The organism is Micromonospora sp. CA-248212 (assembly GCF_050948405.1).
Lineage (GTDB): Bacteria > Actinomycetota > Actinomycetes > Mycobacteriales > Micromonosporaceae > Micromonospora.
This window is the reverse complement of record NZ_CP192023.1, coordinates 4,319,442-4,341,360: the sequence shown is the minus strand read 5'-3', so window position 1 is coordinate 4,341,360 and position 21,919 is coordinate 4,319,442. Positions and strand designations below refer to the sequence as shown.

Sequence of the window (21,919 nt, the reverse complement as noted above, 5' to 3'; positions counted from 1 at the left end):
CATGAACACCAAGCCAGCAGAGTGGGACATCGGCATCATCGGAGGCGGACCCGCCGGGTCCACGGCCGCCGCCTACCTGGCCAAGGCGGGGCTGTCCGTCGTGGTCTTCGAGAGCGCCCACTTCCCCCGCGAGCACGTGGGCGAGTCGTTGGTCCCGGCCACCACGCCGGTGCTGTTGGAGACCGGGGCGATGGCAGCCGTCGAGGCGGCCGGCTTCCCGCGCAAGTTCGGCGCGGCGTGGACGTCGGCCGAGTCGCGGCCGGTGAGCCACATGGGCTTCTCCAACCTCACCCACGACTTCCGGCTCGCCGAGGTCATGTTCAACGAGCGGGATCAGGCCGGCGTCGACCGCGATTACACGTTCCACGTCGACCGGGGCAAGTTCGACCAGATCCTGCTGGAGAACGCGGCGAGTCTCGGCGCGGAGGTCCACCACGGCGTGCGGGTCAACCGCGTCGACTTCGAGGGCGAACACCCCGTGCTGCACACCCGGTCCGCGGACGGGCAACGCGAGGTGCCGGTGCGCATGGTGATCGACGCCAGTGGCCGGAACACCACGTTGGGCAGCCAGCTCAAGGTGAAGGTGGCCGACTCGGTCTTCAACCAGTACGCGATCCACACCTGGTTCGACGGCTTCGATCGACAGGCGCTCTCGGCCGAGCAGGCGAAGTCGGACTTCATCTTCATCCACTTCCTGCCGCTGACCGACAGCTGGGTGTGGCAGATCCCCATCACCGAGACGGTCACGTCGATCGGCGTCGTCACCCAGAAAAGCCGGTTCGCCGAGGCGGCCCGGGAGGATCTCGAAGGGTTCTTCTGGGAGTGCGTGGGCAGCCGGCCCGAGCTGGAGGCAGCCCTGCGCAGCTCGAAGCAGGTGCGGCCGTTCAAGGCCGAGGGCGACTACAGCTACGCGATGAAGCAGATCTGCGGCGACAACTTCGTCATGATCGGGGACGCCGCCCGCTTCGTGGATCCCATCTTCTCCACCGGCGTCAGCATCGCGCTCAACAGCGCTCGGCTGGCCTGTAACGACATCATCGCCGCCGCCGAGGCGGGCGACTTCAAGCGCGAGCGGTTCGCCACCTACGAGATGCTGCTGCGGCGCGGCGTCCGCAACTGGTACGAGTTCATCTCGGCCTACTACCGGCTCAACATCCTGTTCACCGCGTTCGTCCAGGACCCGCGGTATCGCCTCGACGTGCTGAAGATGTTGCAGGGCAACATGTACGACGAGGCCGAGCCCAAGGCGCTCGTCGAGATGCGGAACGTCATCCGGGCCGTTGAGCAGGACCCCGAACACCTCTGGCATCCGTATCTCGGTGAGCTGTCCGCTCCGACGGCGGCTCCCATCTTCTGACCACAAGGGGGCCGTGCGGCCCCGGTAGGGGGGACATCAGTGAGCGTGGGCAGCAGTGTGTTCAGCGACCTGGCTGTGCACCACGTCGAATTCCATGTGACCGACGCGGTCTGGGCCGCACGCGAGCTCGCCGCACAGTACGGCTTCGCCGTCGTCGGTTCGCGCCGCGACGAGGACCACGTGTCGGTGGCACTGCGGCAGGGTTCGACGGTTCTCGTGGTCACCGAGGGGCTCACCGACGCGCACCCGGCCAGCCTGTACGTGCAGCAGCACGGCGACGGCGTGGCCGACCTGGCGATGCGTACCGCGGACGCGGCGGCGGCGTTCGAGGTCGCGGTGTCCCGCGGCGCGCGGACGGTGGTGGAACCCACCGTCCGCGACGGGTTCGTCACGGCCACGGTCGGCGGCTTCGGCGACGTGACGCACACCTTCGTCCAGCCACCCGAGGGGTCGGCCGGCCCGGTGCTGCCCGGCCTGACGCCCGGTCTTCCGGACGGGCACCTGCCGGAGGCGGGGCCGGCTCTGGGGCTGGGGGTGGTCGACCACCTCGCCGTCTGCCTCGAGGCGGGCACGCTCGACCCGACCGTCGACTTTTACCGCACGGTGCTGGATTTCGACATGACGTTCGAGGAGCACATCCTCGTCGGCAGCCAGGCGATGTTCTCCAAGGTGGTGCAGAGCCCGTCGCGGTTGGTCACGCTCACGCTCATCGAGCCGGACGCCTCGGCCGCCGCCGGGCAGATCGACGACTTCCTCAAGGGGCACGGTGGCCCCGGTGTGCAGCACGTGGCGCTGTGCTCACCGGACATCGTGTCGGCGATCTCGGCGTTGACCGATCGGGGCGTGGAGTTCCTGCGCACGCCGGAGACCTACTACGACCTGCTCGGCCAGCGACTCGACCTCGCCCGGTACGACGTGAACCAGCTGCGGTCCCGCAACATCCTCGTCGACGAGGACCACGACGGCCAGCTCTTCCAGATCTTCGCCAGGTCCACCCATCCGCGCCGGACGTTCTTCTTCGAGGTCATCGAGCGGCTGGGTGCGCGTACCTTCGGCAGCGGGAACATCCGGGCGCTGTACGAGGCGGTCGAGGCGGAGCGGACCAAGACCCACGACGTCCTGTGACCACCATCGCGGCCCAGGGCACCGACCTCGCCGGCCTGCTCTGCCTCGACGACGTGGCGTTGGCGGCGCGGCGGGTGCTGACCGAGCCCGTCTGGGACTACGTGGCCGGGGGCAGCGGCACCGAGTCGACGCTGCGCGACAACCGGGACGCGTTCGACCGGGTGCACCTGGTCCCCCGGGTGCTGGTGGGTACGGACACCTGCGACCTCGGCACGGAGTTGCTGGGCACGCCGATGGGTCTGCCCGTCGGGGTGGCGCCGATGGCCTACCAGCGGCTCCTGCACCCGGACGGCGAGGTGGCGCTCGCCGAGGCGGCCCGGGACGAGGGCGCGGTCTTCGTCGCCAGCATGCTCAGCAGCGAGCCGGTCGAGCGGATCGCCGCCACCCAGGCGGAGGTCTGGATGCAGCTCTACTGGCTGCGCGACCGCGGGCTGGTCGCCGATCTGGTGGCACGCGCCGAGGCCGCTGGCTGCCGGGCTCTCATGCTGACGGTCGACGTGCCCCGAATGGGTCGCCGCCTGCGGGACATGCGGTCCGGGTTCACGCTGCCCGACGACGTGGTGGCCGCCAACCTGCCGCCGGAGGTCGGCGCGGCAGCGCACTCCGGCGGTCTGCACAGTTCGGCGCTGATGGTGCACACCGGTCTCGCTTTCGACCCGAGGCTGTCCTGGCGGGATCTGGACTGGCTGCGGCGACGGACGCGGCTGCCGATCGTCGTGAAGGGCGTCCTGCACGCGGACGACGCGGTGCGCGCGACGGACCTCGGGGCGGACGCGGTCGTGGTGTCCAACCACGGCGGCCGCCAGCTCGACGGCGCGGTGCCCAGCATCGCGGCGCTGGAGCCGGTGGTCGCGGCCGTGGCCGACCGGTGCGCGGTGCTCCTGGACAGCGGCGTCCGTAGCGGCGTGGACGTGGCGCGGGCGCTGGCCCTCGGCGCGTCCGCGGTGCTGGTGGGTCGGCCCGCTCTCTGGGGGTTGGCGGTGGGTGGCCGGGCCGGGGCCCGCCGGGTGCTCTCGTTGCTGCGGGCCGAGTTGGAGGATGCGATGGCGATGATGGGCTGCGCCGACCTGCGGGCGCTGGGCCACGGCACCACCGTGGCCGGTGGCGGGCCGGTGTCGACGGGGCGGGGCCGGGCGTCGGGTGATGCCCTCGCGGGATGGTCCCCGTGACCGGCCGGTCGGGGACGACCACGGTGGGCGCCCGCGCGCCGATCGCCCTGGCCGACCTGCACGGTTCGCTGGCCGACCCGGTGCTCGACTCGATGACCTTCCTCAACGAGATCGCCGGTCGCTTCCCGGACGCGGTGTCGTTCGCCGCCGGCCGGCCCTACGAGGAGTTCTTCGAGGTCGAGGCGGTGCATCGCTACCTGCGCCGCTACTGCGACCATCTGCGTGACGAGCACGGGTTGAGCGAACGTCAGGTCAACCGCACGCTGTTGCAGTACGGGCGGACCAAGGGCATCGTGCACGACCTGGTGGCCCGCAACCTGTCCGTCGACGAGGGGATGGACGTCGACCCGGAGTCGGTCGTGGTGACGGTGGGCGCGCAGGAGGGCATGTTCCTCGTGTTGCGGGCGTTGCGGACCGACCCCCGCGACGTGCTGCTGGCCGTCTCGCCGAACTACGTGGGCATTCGCGGGGCCGCGTCGCTCGTGGACATGACCACGCTGCCGGTGCGGGACGGCTCGCGCGGCATCGACCTGGCCGACCTCGCCCGGGTGGTGCGCGACGCCCGGGCGGCGGGGCAGCGCCCCCGCGCGCTGTACCTCGTGCCCGACTTCGCCAACCCGGCCGGGGCGAGCCTGGACACCGAGACCCGGGTGGCGGTGCTGCGCGCGGCCGCCGAACACGATCTGCTGATCATCGAGGACAACCCGTACGGGCTGTTCCACGCCGGTGGCGACCGCCCGGCCACGCTCAAGGCCATGGACGACGACCGTCGGGTCGTCTATCTCGGCTCGTTCGCCAAGACCGGGATGCCCGGCGCCCGGGTGGGTTACGTGGTCGCTGACCAGCCGGTGGCCGGCCCCGGGGGAACGGGCCTGCTGGCCGACGAGCTTTCCAAGATCAAGAGCATGGTGACCGTCAACACCTCACCGCTGGCGCAGGCGATCATCGCCGGCAAGTTGCTGGAGCACGACTGCAGTCTCGTCCGCGCCAACGAGCGCGAGGCCGGCGCGTACCGGCGCAATCTGCGGCACGTGCTGGACGGCCTGGCCGCGCGCTTCGGGCCGGGTACCGGCGTTTCCTGGAACACCCCCGGTGGGGGCTTCTTCCTCGTGGTGACGGTGCCGTTCGTGGTGGACGACGCGCTGCTGGAGCGCTCCGCCCGCGACTTCGGTGTGTTGTGGACGCCGATGCACCACTTCTACGCCGACGGAGGTGGACGCCACCAGCTCCGTCTGTCGGTCAGCCTGCTGCAGCCACCGCAGATCGAGCAGGGGCTCGACCGACTGGCGGCCCTGATCAGGGAGATGAGGCCGGTATGAACGCACCCATCATGCCGCTGGCCGGCGGACAGGTCGTGATCCTGCTCGTCCAGATCGCGTCCCTGCTCCTGCTCGGCCTCGGCCTGGGCCGGTTGGCGGCGCGGTTCGGCCTGCCCCAGATCGTCGGCGAGCTGATGGCCGGCGTGGTGCTCGGGCCGTCGCTGCTCGGCCACGCCGCTCCGGCGGTCCACGACTGGCTGTTCCCCGCCGACCCGGCGCAGATGCACCTGCTGGACGCGGTCGCCCAGATCGGCGTCCTGCTGCTGGTGGGGGTGGCCGGCATCGAGTTGGACACCCGGATCGTCCGCCGCCGTGGCACCTCGGCGCTCCGGATCAGTCTGGGTGGTCTGCTCATCCCGATCGGCTTCGGCATCCTGATCGGGTACCTGGCCCCGGCCGTCCTCGTGCCGGACACCACCGAACGCCCGGTGTTCGCGCTGTTCCTCGCCGTTGCCATGTGCGTGACGGCGATCCCCGTGATCGCCAAGACGCTGGCGGACATGAAGCTCATCCACCGCGACGTCGGGCAGTTGATCATGACTTCCGGCATGGTCGACGACGCCGTGGGCTGGTTCCTGTTGTCGGTCGTGTCGGCCATGGCGACCGTCGGCGTACGCGCGGGTCAGGTCGCGCTGTCCCTGCTGCTGCTGGTGGCGTTCGTGGTCGCCGCGATCGTCGTCGGCCGGCCGCTGGTGAGTGGAGCGTTGCGGCTCGCCGGCCGGTCCACCGAGAGCGGGCCGACCATCGTCACGGCCGTGATCATCGTCCTCGTCGGCGCGGCGATCACCCAGTCGCTGCACATGGAGGCGGTGTTCGGCGCGTTCGTCGCCGGCATTCTCGTCGGCCAGGCGATCCGGGATCGGCGGGCGGTGCTGGCCCCCCTGCGGACCGTCGTGCTCACCGTGCTGGCACCGATCTTCCTGGCCTCCGCCGGCCTACGGATGGACCTCGGCGTGCTGCTCGACCGCGACGTGGCGATCGCCGCCTTCGTGGTCCTCGCGGCGGCGATCCTCGGCAAGTTCACGGGCGCGTACCTCGGTGCGCGATCCAGCCGGCTCGGCCACTGGGAGTCCCTGGCCGTCGGCGCCGGCATGAACGCCCGGGGCGTCGTCGAGATCGTCGTCGCCATGGTGGGGTTGCGGCTCGGCGTCCTGGACATCGCCACCTTCACGATCATCGCCCTCGTCGCCATCGTCACGTCGATGATGGCGCCCCCGCTGCTACGCCTGGCGATGTCCCGGGTCGCGCACAGCGCCGACGAACTCCTGCGCAAGGCCGACCACGAGGAGCAGTGGGCGACCGGACCGGTCGTCCGACCGGCGGGCACGGGCGCCCCGCCGGCCGCGTAGCGGGCCGACCCAGCGGATCAACCCAGGACGCCGGCGGGGCCGATGGGGTCGGCCTCCCCGGAATCGTGCAGGGCGAGGATGGCCTCGGCCGCGTTCGCGGGTCCGTCAGTGGCCGCGTACCAGCGCTGGACCCGCTCGGCCGCCTCGCGGTAGGACCGGTCGGCCAGCATCTCCGCGGCGAGCGTGGCCAGTCTCGCGCCCACGTGTCTCGGCGCCAGCAGGCGTGCCGCGCCGATCCGTTCCAGCAGCGCGAGGTTCAGGTCCTGCTCCGGTTGGAGCGGAAAACCGAGCACCGGCGTGCCGCCGGCCATCGCCGTCTGCACGCTGCCCTGTCCGCCCGCGGTGATCGCCAGGTCCACCTCCGGCATGATCAGGTGGCTCGGCAGCACGCCGCCGACCATGACCCGGTCGCCGGCCATGTCGTGCAGGTCGTGGTGGGTGCCGGCGACCAGTACGCGCACCGGGAGGGTGGCGATGGTCGTCACCACGCGCCGCACGAAGCCGACCTCGGCCGAGTTGACCGCCACGTAGACGACCGGCCCCGGCTCGGCGAGGAAACGGGCGACCCGCTCGGGCAACGGCAGGTCGAGCCGGGCGTAGAGCGGCCCGACGCAGCGCAGCCGGGTGCCCGCCCGATAGCCCGACCGGCCGTCCGGCCGCCAGTCGGCCACCTCCGTGGCGGACACGCCCAGCACCTCCGGCACCTCCGGGATGAGCGCCAGGTCGCCGAGGACGAGCGCGGCGAGGCTGGGTACGCGCGGTACGCCCAGGTCGGCTGCCAGCCGGTTGAACCCGCCGCAGTAGAAGCCGACCCGGGACGGCAGGGAGTTCGACAACCACCGCAGCAGCGGCGACGGCAGCAGGCCGAAGTGCGCCTGACTCGGCGCCGGCAGCATCCCGCGCTCGAACAGCGGCGGTACCCAACTGCCGGCGTGCTCGGTGACCAGCCGGGCACCGGCCAGCCGGGTCGACAGCAGGGTGGTCAGCGTGAAGCCGGTGACCACCGTACGGATGTCGTGTTGGCGGAAGTACTCGGTCTCGGCGGTGACGTAGTCGCGCATCTCCCGGTCGGTGTACATGCTCTGACCGACGTAGCCCATGCCGATCTCGTCGCGGATGAACCGTTCGCACCGCTGCGGCGTCATCCGTTCACCGACGATGTCGTACGGGACGCCGACGTCGCGGAGCACGTGCTCGTAGGTGCCGCCGTGCGTGGCGATGCGGGCGGTCACCCCGCGCTGGCGCAGCGCGCGGTAGATCTCCAACATGCGCGAGGTGGCGGAGAGGAAGCCGCAGTGCGGCATCAGACAGATCACGCGGTCGTCGCCTCCGGGAGCGGGCCGGCCTCCGGGAGCGGACCGGCCTCCGGGAGCGGGCCGGCCTCCGGGAGCGGTTCGGCCTGCGGTGACGGTCCGACGCCGCGAGCCACCGCGCGTACCTCGTCCAGCACCCGGGCGACCGGCACGTCGGCGCGCTGGGCGACCGCCAGGGCGTCGTCGTACTCCGGTTGCACGCTGACCAGACGGTCACCCAGGTAGCCGCGCTTGACCCGTACGGCGGTGTCGCCGTACGGCATGGCGATCTGGTCGCGGCGCAGCCGGCGGCGCTGCACGGTGGACACCCGTACGCCGAGCGTGCCGGTGTAGGTGAAGACCAGCCGGCAGACCAGGTCGAGCTGCGCCGGTGCGGCCAGCACGCTGAGCAGTTGCCCCGGTCGGCCCTTGCGCATCAGCACCGGCGTGCACCAGGCGTCCGCCGCGCCCACGGCCCGCAACCGCTCCAGCAGATCCGGCCAGATTCGCGGGTCCAGGTCGTCGATGGTGGTGTCGACCCGGTGCAGCGGTTCGCCCTGCCAGGGTGTGGCGTCGGAGTCCGGGGCCGCCGAGGCGCCCACCAGCACCCGCAGGATGTTCGGGTGGCCGGCCGGGTCGCGGGTGCCGGCGCCGACCCCGACCGCGTGCGGCACCAACGCCGGTGGCGGCCCCCAGCCGGTGGCCAGGGTGGCGAGCAGGGCGGCGCCCGACGGCGTGCACAGCTCCATCGCGGCCGGATGGGCGGCGATCGGTGCGCCCGCGCCGGAGAGGATCTCCAGAACGGCAGGCACGGGTACCGGCATCGGGCCGTGCTCGGTGCGGACCACGCCGGAGCCGACCGCGACCGGGCCGACCACCCGGATCGGCGCGTCGAGCAGCCCCAGGTCGGCGAGCGCGAGCGCGCATCCGACCAGGTCGACCACCGCGTCGAGGGCGCCGACCTCGTGGAAGTGGATGTCCGCCAGGGGTACGCCGTGCACCCGCGCCTCGGCCCGCGCGAGGGTGGTGAAGGCGGCGACCGCGAAGTCGTGCACCGCCGACGGGAGCGCCGCCCGCGCGATGATCGCGGTCACCGCGGCCAGGTCGCGGTGGGTGCCGCTGTCGGGTGCCGTGACGACGAGATGGGCGGCGCGCAGGCCGTGTCGGCGTACGCTCTCCAGCTTCAGCGACACCGGCTCCACCGCGAGTCGCGCCACGCCCTGCTCGACGACGGACAGGCTCGCGCCCGCGTCGAGCAACGCCGCCAGCAGCATGTCGCCGGCCGCGCCGTTGCTGGGGTCGACCCACAGGGCGGTGCTCGACGGGGCCGCCGCGCTGTCCTCGGTCATCGTCCGCGGCTCAGCCATTCGCGTCTGCGCAGCTCGGCGTGCGGCGGGCGATCCTGGCGGCGGCGACGCCCGCGCCGAAGCCGTTGTCCACGTTGACGGTGAGCACGCCCGGGGCGCACGAGTTGAGCATGCCGAGCCAGGCCGTCAGGCCGTCCAGGTGCCAGCCGTACCCGACGCTGGTGGGCACCGCGATCAGCGGGCTGCCGACCAGTCCACCGAGGACCGACGGCAACGCGGCCTCCATCCCGGCGATGGCCACCACCACGTCGGCGCGGGCGATCCGGTCCCGCTCGGCCAGTAACCGGTGCAGGCCGGCCACCCCGACGTCCACCACGAGATCCGCCCGGGACCCGAAGACGGCCACGGTGGCCGCGCACTCACGGGCGACCGGCAGGTCGCTCGTGCCGCCGCAGGCGATGGCGACCGTGCCCACCGGCGTGCGCTCGGGGCCCACCACCGCGGTCCGGGACACCGGATCCACCACGTCGGCGCCGAACTCGTCGGCGCACCGGGCCATGGCGGCGTCGGTGAGCCGGGTGGCGAGGATCGGAGTGTCCGGATGGGCGACGCGTAGCGCGTGCATCGCTCCCGTCACCTGTTCAGGAGTTTTGCCCGCGCCGTACACCACTTCGGGGTCGCCGGTGCGCGACAGACGGTCCACGTCCATCCGTGCGAATCCTAGGTCGATGAATTCCGGTGCGGACACCTCACGCTCCTTCCAGTACTGTCGAGCTGTGAGACCTGATGGATGGGCCTGGGGGGCCGCGGATCAGCTCGTCGCGGAATTCACACGATACGGCAAAACGCTCGTCGCATTCTCCGGTGGCGTGGACTCCAGCGTCGCCGTAGCGGCGGCGGTGCGGGCTCTGGATCCGGCCGATGTCGCCGCGGTGACGGCGGTTTCGGCCGCTGTCCCCGCCGCCGAGGTCGCCGCCGCCCGCGACTTCTGCGCCCGGCTCGGCGTGGCGCACCACGTGCTCGGCACCCGCGAGCTGGAGGTCGAGGGCTACCGCGAGAACGGCCCGCGCCGGTGCTACTTCTGCAAGAGCACGCTCATCGACACCGTGCGTGAGCTGGCCGACCGGCTCGGCTTCACGACGGTGGTGACGGGCACCAACGCCTCGGACCTGGCCGCCGGCTTCCGACCGGGGATCGCCGCCGCGGCCGAGCGCGCGGCCCGCACGCCGCTCGCGGACCTCGGGCTCGACAAGCCGGCGGTACGCGCGATAGCGGAGCTCTGGGGCCTCGACACGGCCGCCAAACCGGCCGCCGCCTGTCTGGCCAGCCGGATCGCGTTCGGGGTGCCCATCTCGCCGGCCCGGCTGGCCCGGGTGGAGCTGGCCGAGCTGGCCGCCCGCCGCCTGCTGGACCCGCACGGGGTGGTCGACCTGCGGGTCCGTGACCTGGGCGACGGCGTCCGCCTCGAGGTCGACGCGCCCATCGTGGAGCGGGCCCGTGCCGACCAGCGGCTCGCCGCGGCCATCCGCGCGGCCGGATTCCCCGACCTGCCGCTCACCGTGGAGGCGTTCCGGTCCGGATCGATGAACGAACTGCTCGACGATCCGGACCGCTGGCGCTGACCGTCGGCGTCGTTTTTTCCGCGAATCGGTGGGCTGACGCGCGGCCCGTTTGACGCTATCCTCATCTGGTGAATTACAACCCGGGTGACCGACCCGCCACGCCGAACTGGTCTCTCGATGGTGCCCACGTCCTGCTCACCGGGGTGACCGGGTTCCTCGGGCAGGCGGCGCTGGAGCGGCTGCTCGCCGACTACCCCAACACCCGGGTGACGGTGCTGGTGCGCGGGCGCGGCGCGACGTCGGGCGCCGACCGCGTCGCCGGACTGGGGCGCAAGCCGGTGTTCCGCACGCTGCGCCGCAGGATCGGCGGGCCCGCCCTCACGCAGTTGCTGGCCGAGCGGGTCAGCGTCCTCGAGGGCGACCTCACCGGCTCGGTCCCGGCGCTGCCGGACGACCTGACCGCCGTCCTGCACTGCGCGTCCACCGTGTCCTTCGACCCGCCGATCGACGAGGCGTTCGAGGTCAACGTCGGCGGTCTGGTCAACCTCTACGACGCGGTCGTCGCGCTGCCGCGACGTCCGCACGTGGTCCACGTCTCCACGGCGTACGTGGCCGGCGCCCGCAAGGGCGTGGTGCCCGAGGCCCCGCTGGACCACGACGTCGACTGGCAGGCCGAGCTGACCGCCGCGCGGGCCGCCCGCGCCGAGGTGGAGCGCGCTTCCCGCCGCCCCGAGGCGCTGCGCGCGCTGTTGGCCGAGGCCCGCGCCGAGCACGGCAAGGCCGGCCCGCAGGCGACGGCGCGGGCCGCCGAGGAGGCGCGGCGTCGCAAGGTGACCGAGCGACTCATCGACTACGGCCGGCTGCGCGCGCACAGCGTCGGCTGGCCGGACGTCTACACGTTCACCAAGGCGCTGGGGGAGCGGGTCGCCGAGCAGTACGCCCGCGACGAGGGGCTGCGCCTCTCCGTGGTGCGCCCGGCGATCGTGCAGAGCGCGCTGCGTCATCCGTTCCCCGGGTGGTTCGACTCCTTCAAGATGGTGGACCCGATCATCCTGTCGTACGGGCGCGGCACGCTTCCGGACTTTCCCGGCCTGCCCGACGCGGTGGTGGACATCGTCCCCATCGACCTGGTCACCAACGCCCTGCTGGCGGTCGCGGCCGTCGAGCCGGAGCCCGCCGCGCCGGTCTACTACCACGTCGGCACCGGCGCGCGGAACCCGCTGACCCAACGCCAGCTCGACGAGAACATCCGCAACTACTTCCGCCGTCACCCGCTGCCCGAGGCCGGTCGCGGTCACATCGCGGTGCCGACCTGGCGCTTTCCGGGCGCGAGCCAGATCGAGCGCAAGCTGCGGACCGGCGAGCGCGCCGTGTCGCTCGCCGAACGGGCGCTGCTGCGGCTGCCGGCCTCGCCGCGCACCCGCGACTGGATGACGAAGGTGCACAAGGAGACCAAGCGGATCGAGTCGCTGCGTCGACTGTCCGACCTGTACGGCGTTTACACCGAGGTCGAGGCCATCTACACCGACGGCAACGTGCTGGCGCTGCACCGCCAGGTGCCCGAGGAGATGGTCAGCCGGGGCAGCTTCGACGTCGCCGAGGTGGACTGGCCGCACTACCTCCAGGAGGTGCACTGCCCGGCCATCACCGCGCTGCTGCGGCAGTCGGTGACCCGGCGTCCCCGTTCCAGCGGGCGCGGGCCGCTGCCCGAGGGCCGCGACACGGTGGCGGTCTTCGACCTGGAGGGCACGGTGGTGGCGTCCAACCTCATCGAGACCTTCCTGTGGGCCCGCCTGTCCGACCGGCCGAAGGGCGGCTGGGCCAAGGAGTTCGCCGCGCTCGCCGGAGCCGCGCCGCGCTACCTGCGCGCCGAGCAGCGCAGCCGGGGTGAGTTCATCCGGACCTTCATGCGGCGGTACGCCGGCGCCTCCGAGGAGGCGCTGCGCGACCTGATCCGTGACCGGATGGGTGACGCGCTGCTGCGGCGGGCGCTGCCGGAGGCGATCCGGCAGATCCGCGCCCACCGTGCGGCCGGCCACCGCACCATCCTGATCACCGGCACCGCGGACATCCTCATCGAATCGCTGCGCCCGCTCTTCGACGACGTGGTCGCGAGCCGGTTGCACGTGCGCGACGGCGTCCTGACCGGCTTTTTGGCCTCACCGCCGTTGGTGGGCGAGGCCCGCCTGGCCTGGCTCCGCCACCACGCCGACGACATCGGCGCAGACCTGCGCAGCTCGTACGCGTACGGCGACAGCTTCTCCGACCGATCACTTCTCGAGGGGGTGGGCAACCCGGTGGCCGTCAACCCCGATCCCAAGCTGTACCGCCACGCGAAGCGCCAGAACTGGCGCATCGAGGAGTGGGGCGGGCACACGGTCGGCGCGGTCGAGAACATGGTCGAGCTGACCACCTCGGCCGCCGGCCCCGGCGCGCGGGGAGCGGCCCGATGATGCCGGCCCTGGAATACCGCCAGTCGACTCCCCGCTTCCTCGCCGCCCGGGGCGCCAGCTCCACCAAACTCGGCGGCCGGATGTCCGGCGTGCTCGCCAGCAACGTGGCGCCCCTGCGCCTGGTGCACCGGGCCGAGCCCAGCCTGCCGTCGGGCGACTGGGCCCGGCTGCGACCGCTGCTCTCCGGCATCTGCGGCTCGGACGTCAGCCTGCTGACGGGTCGCTCGTCGCCGTACTTCGGAGCGGTCGTGTCGATGCCCTTCGTGCCCGGGCACGAGGTGGTCGCGGAGACCCTGGACGACCTACCCAACCTGCCCAAGGGCAGCCGCGTCGTGGTCGACCCGGTGCTGTCCTGCGCCGTACGCGGCGGGGAGCCCTGCCGATGGTGTGTCGCGGGGCAGCACAGCCGGTGCGACCGGGTCACCGCCGGTCGTGTCTCCGCCGGCCTGCAGACCGGCTACTGCACCGACACCGGCGGCGGCTGGGGTCGGCAGATGGTCGCGCACGCGGCCCAGCTGCATCCCGTACCCGACACGATGGACGACCGCCGGGCGGTGCTCGTCGAGCCGCTGGCCTGCGCGGTGCACTCGGTCCATCGGGCGCAGGTGCCGGCCGGGGCGGCCGTGTTGATCGTCGGCGCCGGCACGGTCGGCCTGCTGACCCTGCTGGCGCTGCGTGCCCTGACCAAGGCCGGCCCCATCTACGTGGTGGCCAAGCACGCGCACCAGCACGCCCGGGCCCGCGAGCTCGGGGCCACCGAGGTTTTCCAGCCGTCCCGTGCGGCTCGCGCGGTACGCCGGGCCTGTGGCGGCACGCTGGAGCAACCCATGATCGGCGGCGACTTCCTCCTCGGTGGGGCGGACGTGGCCTTCGAGTGCACCGGTGCCGGGGCCGGCCTGGACATGGCGCTGCGGCTGGTCCGGGCCGGTGGCACGGTGCTGCTGTCCGGGATGCCTTCCGGCGGGGTGGACCTGACACCCGTCTGGTTCCGGGAGCTGAACCTCGTCGGGTCGTACGCCTCCAGCGGCAGCGCGGCGGCGAGCCCGACCACCGAGGCCGACGCGCCGGAGGCCGACGAGCCCGTCGGGGGCACGTTCGCCGAGGCGATGGCGCTGGCCGCCGAGGCGCCCCTGGACGGTTACGTCGACGCGATCTACCCGCTGTCGCGGTGGCGCGAGGCGCTCGGCCACGCCGCCAAGGCCGGGCAGTTGGGCGCCGTCAAGGTCGCCTTCGACCCCAGCCGCAACTGACCAAGCAGCCCGACGCACCCGCACGAGCCGGAACGACGAAAGGACAATTCATGAGCAGACCTGGCTTCGTGCTCGAGGTCGACGAGCGTACGCCGCCGCTGCTCGTCCACCAGGGGGAGGGTTTCCTCCTCGAGCGGTTCCCGCTCGGCACACGGGTGGTGTACCCGCCGGATTCGCTTCCGCCGATCGCCAACGTCGACGCCGCCATCCAGCGCGCGCTGCTGCACCCGGTGGACTCGCCGCCGCTACCCGACCTGCTCCGCCCCGGGATGCGACTGACGATCGTCTTCGACGACCTGTCCCTCCCGTTGCCGCAGATGCGCCCACCGGACGTCCGGCAGCGGGTGATCGAGAACGTGCTGGAGCTCGCCGCCGAGGCGGGTGTGGACGACGTCGAGCTGATCGCGGCGAACTCGCTGCACCGGCGGATGACGCCGGCCGAGCTGAAGCGGATCGTCGGCGAGCGGGTCTTCCGGGCGTTCTTCCCCAAGCACCTGAAGAATCATGACGCCGAGGACCCGGACGGTCTGGTCCACCTCGGCACCACGCCGCACGGCGAGGACGTGGAGATCAACCGGCGGGCGGCCGAGAGTGATCTCATCGTGTACGCCAACATCAACCTCACCGCGATGAGCGGCGGCAGCAAGTCGGTGACCGTGGGTCTCGGCTCCTACCGGAGTCTTCGCCACCACCACAACGTCCACACGCTGCGCCACTCGCGCTCCTTCAACGACCCGCCGAACTCGGCGATGCACCACTCGTACGACCGGATGGCCGACGTGCTGGGCGAGGCGGTCAAGGTCTTCACGGTCGAGACCACCCTCAACCTCGACTCGTTCCCCAGCCAGGTCGGCTTCCTGAACAAGCGCGAATGGGAGTGGGGGATCGGCGACCAGCTCTCCTACCTGGCCGCCAAGCGGGCCAACGACCTGACGCCGCCCAAGCTGCGCCGACGCGTCTGGCAGAACAACGACGCGCCGTACGGGGTGACCGGGGTCAACGCGGGCCGTCCGGACTCGGTCCACCCGCTCACGCTCGCCAACGTGCACCGTCAGCAGCTCACCGAGGTGCAGGGTCAGAGTGACATCGGCGTGTGGGGCCTGCCCTTCATCTGCCCGTACAACGTCAACTCGATCATGAACCCGATCCTGGTGATGTCGCTGGGCCTGGGGTACTTCTTCAACCTCTACCGCAACCAGCCCATCGTGCGGCGCGGCGGGGTCGGCATCTTCTACCACCCGATGCCCAAGGAGTTCCACCCGGTGCACCACCCCAGCTACATCGACTTCTTCGAGGAGGTCCTGCCGCAGACCACCGACCCGGCGGCGATCGAGGCGAAGTACGAGCAGCAGTACGCGCAGGACCCCTGGTACCGGCACCTGTACCGGACCAGCTACGCGTACCACGGCGTGCACCCGTTCTACATGTGGTACTGGGGGGCGCACGCGATGGAGCACCTGGGCGACGTGATCTTCGTCGGCGCCGACCGGAAGACGGCGGCGGTGATGGGCTTCCGGGCGGCCTCTTCGCTCGCCGACGCGCTGGAGATGGCGCGTGACACGGTCGGGTCGAGCCCGAGCATCACCTACCTGCACGCCCCGCCCGTGACCCTGGCGGACGTCCGATGACCCGGGAGGCGACGTGCGCCTGATCGACGAGGTGAGGCTGCTGCGCGGCCGCCGCGACTGGCGTGGCCGGGCGACGACTCCTCGCTCCGCCGAGCCGTACGAGATCCGCCGCGAGCGCTCCGAGTTCCCCACCGCCTGGGCCCGCACCCGGGCGGCGGGGGCGGTCCGCTTCGGCCTGCAGCGGGGCGTGCTCAAGTCGGTGGCCTGGACCCAGACCCATCCGGTCGTTCGCGGCACGGAGTACCTCGACGGCTTGCAGGGGCCCGCCGTCTTCGTCTCCAATCACGCGAGTCACCTGGACACGCCGTTGATTCTCGGCTCGGTGCCCCGTCGGTTCGCGCGGCGGCTGGCCGTCGGGGCCGCCGCCGACTACTTCTTCGACGCGCGCTGGCGGGCCGTCGTGACGTCGCTGGTGTTCAACGCCTTCCCGATCGAGCGGCAGGGTGACCGGCGGCTACGCAGCCTCGCCACCAAGCTGCTCGGCGACGGTTGGAGCCTGCTGCTCTTTCCGGAGAGCAGCAGGTCCACCGACGGCTGGATGAGCGGCATGCGGTTGGGCGCCGCGCACCTGTGCTGCACGCACAACGTTCCGGCGGTGCCGGTCGCGCTGCGGGGCACGTTCGGCGCCATGCCGCGCGGCCGGAACTGGCCGGTGCCCGGCCGGCGCACGGTCGTGGTGCGCTACGGCCGGCCACTGTGGCCCCGCGAGGGCGAGGGGGCGCGGGCGTTCCACGAGCGGATGTCCGCCGCGATCGGCCGGTTGTGGGTGGAGGAGGAGGTCGGCTGGTACCGCTCACTGCGGACCGCGCCGGCCGCCGCCGTCGCGTCCACCACCGGGCCGCAGGCCGCCGAGTGGCGGCGGTTGTGGGAGTCGACGCGTCCGCTTCCCGCGGCCGACGGCCGCCCGGCCCGCCGTATCTGGCCGACCAGCCGTTCCTGACCGTCGGACGACTCCCGTTCGGGCGGTCGGCGTGCGGGCTACGGCCGCTCGCGCGGGAGATCGGCGGTTGGCTGCCCGGCGGCGTTGCCGGCCGGGAGACGGTAGCCGGCGAAGAAGACCGCCAGTCCCACCACGACGGTGAGCACCAGCAGGGCGTTCTCCGCGACGCTGTCGGCGGTTGGCAGCGCCCCCGCGTGGGCCAGATGGAACAGCAGGTGTGGCGTGTTCGCGACGACCGACGCGGCCGCTGCGGCGAGACACAACTCCCGCACCGGCCGCGCGGCCGCCCACCCGAGGACGACCGCCAACGCCAGGTAGGCGTAGCCCAGGTCGGACAGCAGGTGCTCGTTGTACGGGCCACCGGCGGCGACCCAGCCCGCGCCGAACGGGAACCAGTCGAAGAACCACCGTGGCGCGACGGACGCCGGCACGCCGAGGGCGAGCATCTGCGCGGCCAGTAATGCCGATCCGATCCGAATCCACCGCATGGGGCTTTTCCTGGGCGCTTGCGCGTCGTGTGTCGGCATCTTGCCTCTGCTCAAAGGTTCGTTGACACCCTTCAACGAGGGCATCTATGGTTCGACCGTTCCTCGACTAATGAATTAGTAGCACAGACTCGCTTATGGGAGGGGGCTGCGACGTTGCGATCGTACGGGTCCTACATCGCAGGTCAGGACGTTCCAGCGGACAAGTGGGTACATTGCCTGCGCGCCTCGGCGGTGCTCGACGACATGCTGCCCCAGCTTTCCCTCAAGCGTGACCTGGACCGCGGCCGTCGCCACGACGGCGACGACCACGCGAGCGTCCTGGCCCGCTGCGCGGTGGCCGACGACGCCGTCGTCGAGCAGGCCATCCAGGCCGCCGCGGCGGCGGCGCCCGTCTGGGGCGCGATGCCTCTTCGGGTACGGCTCCAGGTGGCGCACCGACTCCACGAGGAGCTGCGCCGGCGGCACGACGAGGTGGTGGAGGTCCTCGTCCAGGAGGGGCACCCCCGCGCGCTCGCCGAGTGGGAGCTGGCCGGGTGCCTGCACGGGACGAGCCCCGAGACGATCGGGCTGTGCGCGGAGCAGATGCACCGGGAGTACGACGACGCGAACCGGCGTCTACTGGTGGTACGCAAGCCCGACGGCGTGGTCGCGCTGAGCCCACCGCAGAACGCGGCGGCGGTCAACTCGCTGCTCGGCGTTCCCGCGCTCGCCGCCGGCAACGCGCTCGTCGTGAAGGCGCCGCGGGGGAGCCCCTACGGCGTGATGTTCGTGCTGCGCGAGATCGTGGCGCCGATCCTCGACGAGGTCGGTGCCCCACCCGGCACCCTGAACGTGGTCTGCGGCCCGCCCAAGCGGATCCTCGACCAGTTCCTGGCCAGCCCGCTCGTCGACGACATCTTCTACTTCGGCAGCAGCGAACTCGGCATCCCGCTCGGAGTGGAGGCGGTACGCCGGGGCAAGAAGCCGATCCTGGAGTTGGCCGGCAACGACGGTTGCGTGGTGTGGCACGACGCCGATCTCGACCGTGCCGCCGAGGCGCTCACCGAGAGCTTCTTCGGGTCCGGGCAGATCTGCATGGTTCCCAACTACGTGGTGGCCCACCCGGCGATCGCGGACCGTCTGCTGGCCCGCCTGATCAGCCACGCCCGCAAGATCCGGCCCGGTCATCCCGAGGATCCGGACGTGCTGCTGTCGCCGGTGCTCAAGAGCGACCAGTTCGCCCGGTACGTCGAGCAGGCCACGGAGTGCGGCGCCGAGGTGCTCGCCGGTGGGAACCGGATGGAGCTGGACGGCTCGATCTCGTCCACCGGGGTGTTCGTCGAGCCGACCGTTCTGCGGGTCAACGGCCTGACCGACGCCCGGGCGGTGTGGGCGGTGGCCCGGGAGACCTTCTTCCCGCTGCTGCCGGTGGTGGTGCCCGACCCGGACCACGGCGACGGCCTGCTCGACGACGTCATCGACTTCCTGAACGCCAACGAGTACGCCCTGCGCAACTCGGTCTGGACCGGTGACGAGTCCATGGTCGAGCAGTTCGTGGCCCGGGTGCACAACGGGGGCCTACTCAAGATCAACGACTCGCACATCGGGTTCGTCCCGTACCTGTCCACCCACGGTGGCGCCGGCCTGACCGGCGGCCCGGGGGGCGAGAGCAACTATCCAATGCTGCGTACGTCGCACCTGCAGGGCATCAGCATCGGTCGCGACGTCCAGCCCCGGCGGGCGGCACTTGCCTCCCCGCTGCGTGCCGAGCGGGAGGGTCTGGCGGCATGAGCTTTCTCGACACCGAGCGGGACACCTGCGACATGCTGCTTCCCGGCCTGCTCAAGAGGCTCGGCGAGGTTCCCCTGATGGAGTTGGAGCGCCCGGGTGGGCCGGGCGTCGCCCTCTTCCGGGAGGCGGGGGGCGCGGGTCTGGTGGTGCCCAAGACCTACCAGGGGCTCGGCGCGTCCGCCCTCCAGGCCGTGCGGGTCACCCGCGCCCTGGCCGCGCAGGCGCCGTCGCTGGCGGTCGCCACCACGATGCACCAGTTCTCGGTCGCCGGCCTGGTGGCCCTGGCCCGGGCGAACGTCGGGTTCGAGTGGATGCTGCTGGAGGCGGTGGCCACCGATCGCCGGCTGGTGGCCTCCGGCTTCGCCGAGGGGCATGCCGGTCGCGGCATCCTGACGCCCACCATGACGGCCCGGCGGGACGGCAAGAACTGGCGGGTCACCGGTGCGAAGCGCCCGTGCAGCCTCTCCGCCTCGATGGACCTGCTGACCGCCAGCGTGGCGGTGCCCACCGACGACGGCGGCACCCGCCTGGGTGTGGCGCTCATCCCGGCGGAGTCGCCGGGCATCACGATCGAGCCCTTCTGGGCGTCGCCGGTGCTCACCGGCGCCGAGTCCGACGCCGTGCTGCTCAACGACGTCGAGGTGCATCCAGACCTGTTCGTCTACCCGGAGGTCGCGCTCGACGGCCAGCTCGACGACCTGCAGACCATCGGGTTCGTCTGGTTCCAGCTCCTGGTGACCGCGTGTTACCTGGGGGTGGCGTCCGCGCTGGTCGAGCGCGCGATCACCAGCGGCCGGGGACCGGTCACCGAGCGGGCGGACGTGGCGACCGCCGTGCAGGGCGCGGCGATCATGTTGGACGGCGCGGCACGGAGTCTCGACGACGGCGACGGCGGCAACGACGCCCTCGGCCGGGCGCTCGTGGTGCGCTTCGCCGCCGCGAACGCGATCGCCACGGCGGTGCGCGGGTCGGTGGATCTGCTCGGTGGGATGGCGTTCATCTCCTCGCCCGAGGTGGCCTATCTCGCCGCCACGTCGCACGCGGTCGCCTTCCATCCACCGTCGCGGGTGAGCACCGCCGCGGAACTGACGGCCTGGTTCGGCGGCCAGCCGCTCGTGGTGAGCTAGGAGGAGTGGTGACAGCCAGCAGCGTAGAGACCGATCAGCAGGTACGGGAGCAGGTCCGGAACAACTACCGTCGGTTCCTGTCCCGGGGCCGCGCCAAGCTCGGCGACATGTTCGGCGGGCACGTCGAGGTCGGTTCCGAGGGCGCCTGGGTGTACACCTCGGACGGCAACCGTTTCCTCAACGTGGGCGGCTACGGCGTGTTCCTGCATGGCGCCCGGCACCCGGCCGTGGTCGCCGCGGTCATCGCGCAGATCCAGAGCCATCCGATTGCCACCCGACTGATGCTGGAGCCGTCGGTGGCCGAGGCCGCGGCGGCGCTCGTCGCGGTGGCGCCGCCCGGGTTGACCCGGGTGCACTTCGCGGGCTCCGGCGCGGAGGCTGTGGAGGCGGCCATCAAGATGGCCCGTGTCCAGGGCCGGCGCAGGCTCGTCTCGACCGTCAACGGATACCACGGCAAGACCATGGGGGCGCTCTCCGTCACCGGGCAGGACCTCTACCAGCGTCCGTTCCGCCCGCTGTTGCCGGACGCCTCGCACGTTCCGTACGGAGACGCCGAGGCGCTGGCCGCCGTGCTGGCGGCCGGGCCGCCGGCCTGCGTGATCATGGAACCGGTGCAGGGCGAGGGCGGGGTGGTCATCCCGCCGCCCGGCTACCTGCGCGAGGTGTCCCGACTGTGCCGGGAGCACGGCGCGTTCCTGGTGCTCGACGAGATCCTCACCGGCGTCGGCCGCCTCGGTCACTGGTGGGGCGCCCTTCGCGAGGGCGTGACACCGGACGTGCTGCTGGCCGGCAAGAGCCTGTCCGGCGGCATCGTGCCGGTCTCCGCCGTGGTCGCCACCGCCGAGGCGTTCCAGGCCTTCGACAAGGACCCGTTCCTGCACACGTCTACGTTCTCCGGCGCGCCGATCGCGATGGCCGCCACCCGTGCCGCGATCACGGTCGCCACCGAGGAACGGTTGGTCGAGCGCTCGGCGACGCTCGGTGACGAGTTGCTGGCCCGCCTGCGGGCGGCGGCGGCCGGGTATCCGCACCTGGTTCGTGAGGTACGCGGCGTCGGGCTGCTGATCGGCGTGGAGTTCGCCGGTCCGGGGCTGGCCGGCGAGGCCATCCTCGAACTCCTCAACGCCCGGGTGATCGTGAACCACTCGCTGAACGCCAGCGCCGTGCTGCGCCTCACTCCACCCGCGGTGCTCTCCGGCGACGAGGTCGCCCTCCTGGTCGACGCGTTCGACGGCGCGCTGCGCACGCTCGGCCACCGCTATCCGACAGCAGACCGGCTGGGGGTCCACTGACATGCGACGGGTCGAGATCCAGGCATTCCTTTCCGGTGGGGACGGCGGCGCGGTGTTCGACCAGCTGGTCGACTTCGAGCGCTACCCGCACCTGGTCGACGTGGTCCAGAGGGTGACCGTGCAGTCGCCGGCCGACGCGCGACGGGTCGTCAGCTCGTGGGAGGTCCTGTTCCGCAACGGGATCCTGGCCTGGACGGAGGCCGACGACCTGGACCGCGATCGTCTCACCATCGAGTTCGACCAGATCGACGGTGACTTCGACGAGTTCTCCGGCGCGTGGACGCTGCGCCAGGACCCGGACGGGGTGGCGATGACGTTCGTGGCGAGCTTCGACTTCGGCGTGCCCAGTCTCGCCAGCATCATCGATCCGGTCGCGGAGCGGGTCCTCACCGAGACGATCCACCACGTTCTCCGGGGACTGTTCCCGGCGGTGACCATCCCGGACGGCGTCCTGGCGACCGCGTCGGTCGGCGTCAGCGGGAAGGCCTGAC

Annotated in this window: 17 protein-coding genes and 1 pseudogene; 14 read left to right on the top strand and 4 right to left on the bottom strand. The window is 72.0% G+C overall.

What is annotated here, in order from left to right; all coding sequences use genetic code 11:
- Nucleotide 1: 1 nt before the first annotated feature.
- The 5 genes and pseudogenes from ACQP03_RS20625 (at nucleotide 2) to ACQP03_RS20605 (ending at nucleotide 6,319) form a co-directional block, all read left to right on the top strand.
- A complete protein-coding gene (locus ACQP03_RS20625; RefSeq protein WP_357125257.1) occupies nucleotides 2–1,357 on the top strand; it encodes an NAD(P)/FAD-dependent oxidoreductase in 1,356 nt (451 codons plus the stop codon).
- A 45-nt stretch (nucleotides 1,358–1,402) separates the two neighbouring features.
- Entirely contained in the window at nucleotides 1,403–2,482 is a 1,080-nt protein-coding gene (gene hppD, locus ACQP03_RS20620; protein WP_357125260.1) for a 4-hydroxyphenylpyruvate dioxygenase, read from the top strand.
- 5 nt (nucleotides 2,483–2,487) lie between these two features.
- A pseudogene (locus ACQP03_RS20615) lies at nucleotides 2,488–3,558 on the top strand (alpha-hydroxy acid oxidase); the annotation flags it as partial.
- An 80-nt stretch (nucleotides 3,559–3,638) separates the two neighbouring features.
- Nucleotides 3,639–4,970: a PLP-dependent aminotransferase family protein gene (locus tag ACQP03_RS20610; protein ID WP_433458021.1), complete on the top strand. Its 1,332-nt coding sequence runs from the start codon at nucleotides 3,639–3,641 to the stop codon at nucleotides 4,968–4,970.
- Nucleotides 4,967–6,319: a cation:proton antiporter gene (locus ACQP03_RS20605; RefSeq protein WP_357125263.1), complete on the top strand. Its 1,353-nt coding sequence runs from the start codon at nucleotides 4,967–4,969 to the stop codon at nucleotides 6,317–6,319. The genes ACQP03_RS20610 and ACQP03_RS20605 overlap by 4 nt, the downstream gene beginning before the upstream one ends.
- Nucleotides 6,320–6,336: 17 nt before the next feature.
- On the opposite strand, the gene ACQP03_RS20600 is transcribed toward ACQP03_RS20605, so the two are convergent.
- From ACQP03_RS20600 to larB, 3 genes are read right to left on the bottom strand one after another with little or no spacing between them, the layout of a single operon-like run.
- A complete protein-coding gene (locus ACQP03_RS20600; protein WP_433458018.1) occupies nucleotides 6,337–7,635 on the bottom strand; it encodes a glycosyltransferase in 1,299 nt (432 codons plus the stop codon).
- Nucleotides 7,632–8,978, bottom strand: coding sequence for a nickel pincer cofactor biosynthesis protein LarC (larC, locus tag ACQP03_RS20595; RefSeq protein ID WP_433458016.1), 1,347 nt, complete (start codon nucleotides 8,976–8,978; stop codon nucleotides 7,632–7,634). Before larC ends, ACQP03_RS20600 begins: the two co-directional genes overlap by 4 nt.
- Nucleotides 8,971–9,666 (bottom strand): nickel pincer cofactor biosynthesis protein LarB, encoded by a 696-nt coding sequence (larB, locus tag ACQP03_RS20590; RefSeq protein ID WP_357392585.1) that lies wholly within the window; start codon nucleotides 9,664–9,666, stop codon nucleotides 8,971–8,973. The genes larC and larB overlap by 8 nt, the downstream gene beginning before the upstream one ends.
- Nucleotides 9,667–9,787: 121 nt before the next feature.
- Here larB and ACQP03_RS20585 point away from each other — a divergent pair, with 121 nt between their 5' ends.
- The 5 genes from ACQP03_RS20585 (at nucleotide 9,788) to ACQP03_RS20565 (ending at nucleotide 16,751) form a co-directional block, all read left to right on the top strand.
- Nucleotides 9,788–10,540 carry an ATP-binding protein gene (locus tag ACQP03_RS20585; RefSeq protein ID WP_433458014.1) on the top strand — a complete coding sequence of 251 codons (753 nt, stop codon included), beginning with the start codon at nucleotides 9,788–9,790 and terminating at the stop codon, nucleotides 10,538–10,540.
- Between the two features lie 68 nt (nucleotides 10,541–10,608).
- Complete coding sequence (locus ACQP03_RS20580) at nucleotides 10,609–12,933, top strand: HAD-IB family hydrolase (protein ID WP_357125281.1); 2,325 nt, start codon at nucleotides 10,609–10,611, stop codon at nucleotides 12,931–12,933.
- Entirely contained in the window at nucleotides 12,930–14,183 is a 1,254-nt protein-coding gene (locus ACQP03_RS20575; RefSeq protein WP_433458012.1) for a zinc-dependent alcohol dehydrogenase, read from the top strand. Before ACQP03_RS20580 ends, ACQP03_RS20575 begins: the two co-directional genes overlap by 4 nt.
- Before the next feature lie 50 nt (nucleotides 14,184–14,233).
- Nucleotides 14,234–15,811 (top strand): lactate racemase domain-containing protein, encoded by a 1,578-nt coding sequence (locus ACQP03_RS20570; protein WP_357125287.1) that lies wholly within the window; start codon nucleotides 14,234–14,236, stop codon nucleotides 15,809–15,811.
- 13 nt (nucleotides 15,812–15,824) lie between these two features.
- The gene (locus ACQP03_RS20565; RefSeq protein WP_357125290.1) at nucleotides 15,825–16,751 is read left to right on the top strand and encodes a lysophospholipid acyltransferase family protein; all 927 of its coding nucleotides are present in this window, start codon (nucleotides 15,825–15,827) and stop codon (nucleotides 16,749–16,751) included.
- 38 nt (nucleotides 16,752–16,789) lie between these two features.
- Here the strand turns inward: ACQP03_RS20565 and ACQP03_RS20560 are convergent, their stop codons facing one another.
- Nucleotides 16,790–17,239: a hypothetical protein gene (locus ACQP03_RS20560; RefSeq protein WP_357169074.1), complete on the bottom strand. Its 450-nt coding sequence runs from the start codon at nucleotides 17,237–17,239 to the stop codon at nucleotides 16,790–16,792.
- 243 nt (nucleotides 17,240–17,482) lie between these two features.
- Here ACQP03_RS20560 and ACQP03_RS20555 point away from each other — a divergent pair, with 243 nt between their 5' ends.
- Genes ACQP03_RS20555 through ACQP03_RS20540 form a run of 4 tightly spaced genes read left to right on the top strand, consistent with a single transcriptional unit; the run spans nucleotide 17,483 to nucleotide 21,918 of the window.
- Nucleotides 17,483–19,009, top strand: a complete 1,527-nt coding sequence (locus ACQP03_RS20555; protein WP_357169077.1) for an aldehyde dehydrogenase family protein — start codon at nucleotides 17,483–17,485, stop codon at nucleotides 19,007–19,009.
- A complete protein-coding gene (locus tag ACQP03_RS20550) occupies nucleotides 19,006–20,136 on the top strand; it encodes an acyl-CoA dehydrogenase family protein (protein WP_357125299.1) in 1,131 nt (376 codons plus the stop codon). Before ACQP03_RS20555 ends, ACQP03_RS20550 begins: the two co-directional genes overlap by 4 nt.
- A gap of 8 nt (nucleotides 20,137–20,144) precedes the next feature.
- Complete coding sequence (locus tag ACQP03_RS20545; RefSeq protein WP_357125302.1) at nucleotides 20,145–21,428, top strand: aspartate aminotransferase family protein; 1,284 nt, start codon at nucleotides 20,145–20,147, stop codon at nucleotides 21,426–21,428.
- 1 nt (nucleotide 21,429) lies between these two features.
- A complete protein-coding gene (locus tag ACQP03_RS20540; RefSeq protein ID WP_357125305.1) occupies nucleotides 21,430–21,918 on the top strand; it encodes an SRPBCC family protein in 489 nt (162 codons plus the stop codon).
- Nucleotide 21,919 lies beyond the last annotated feature (1 nt).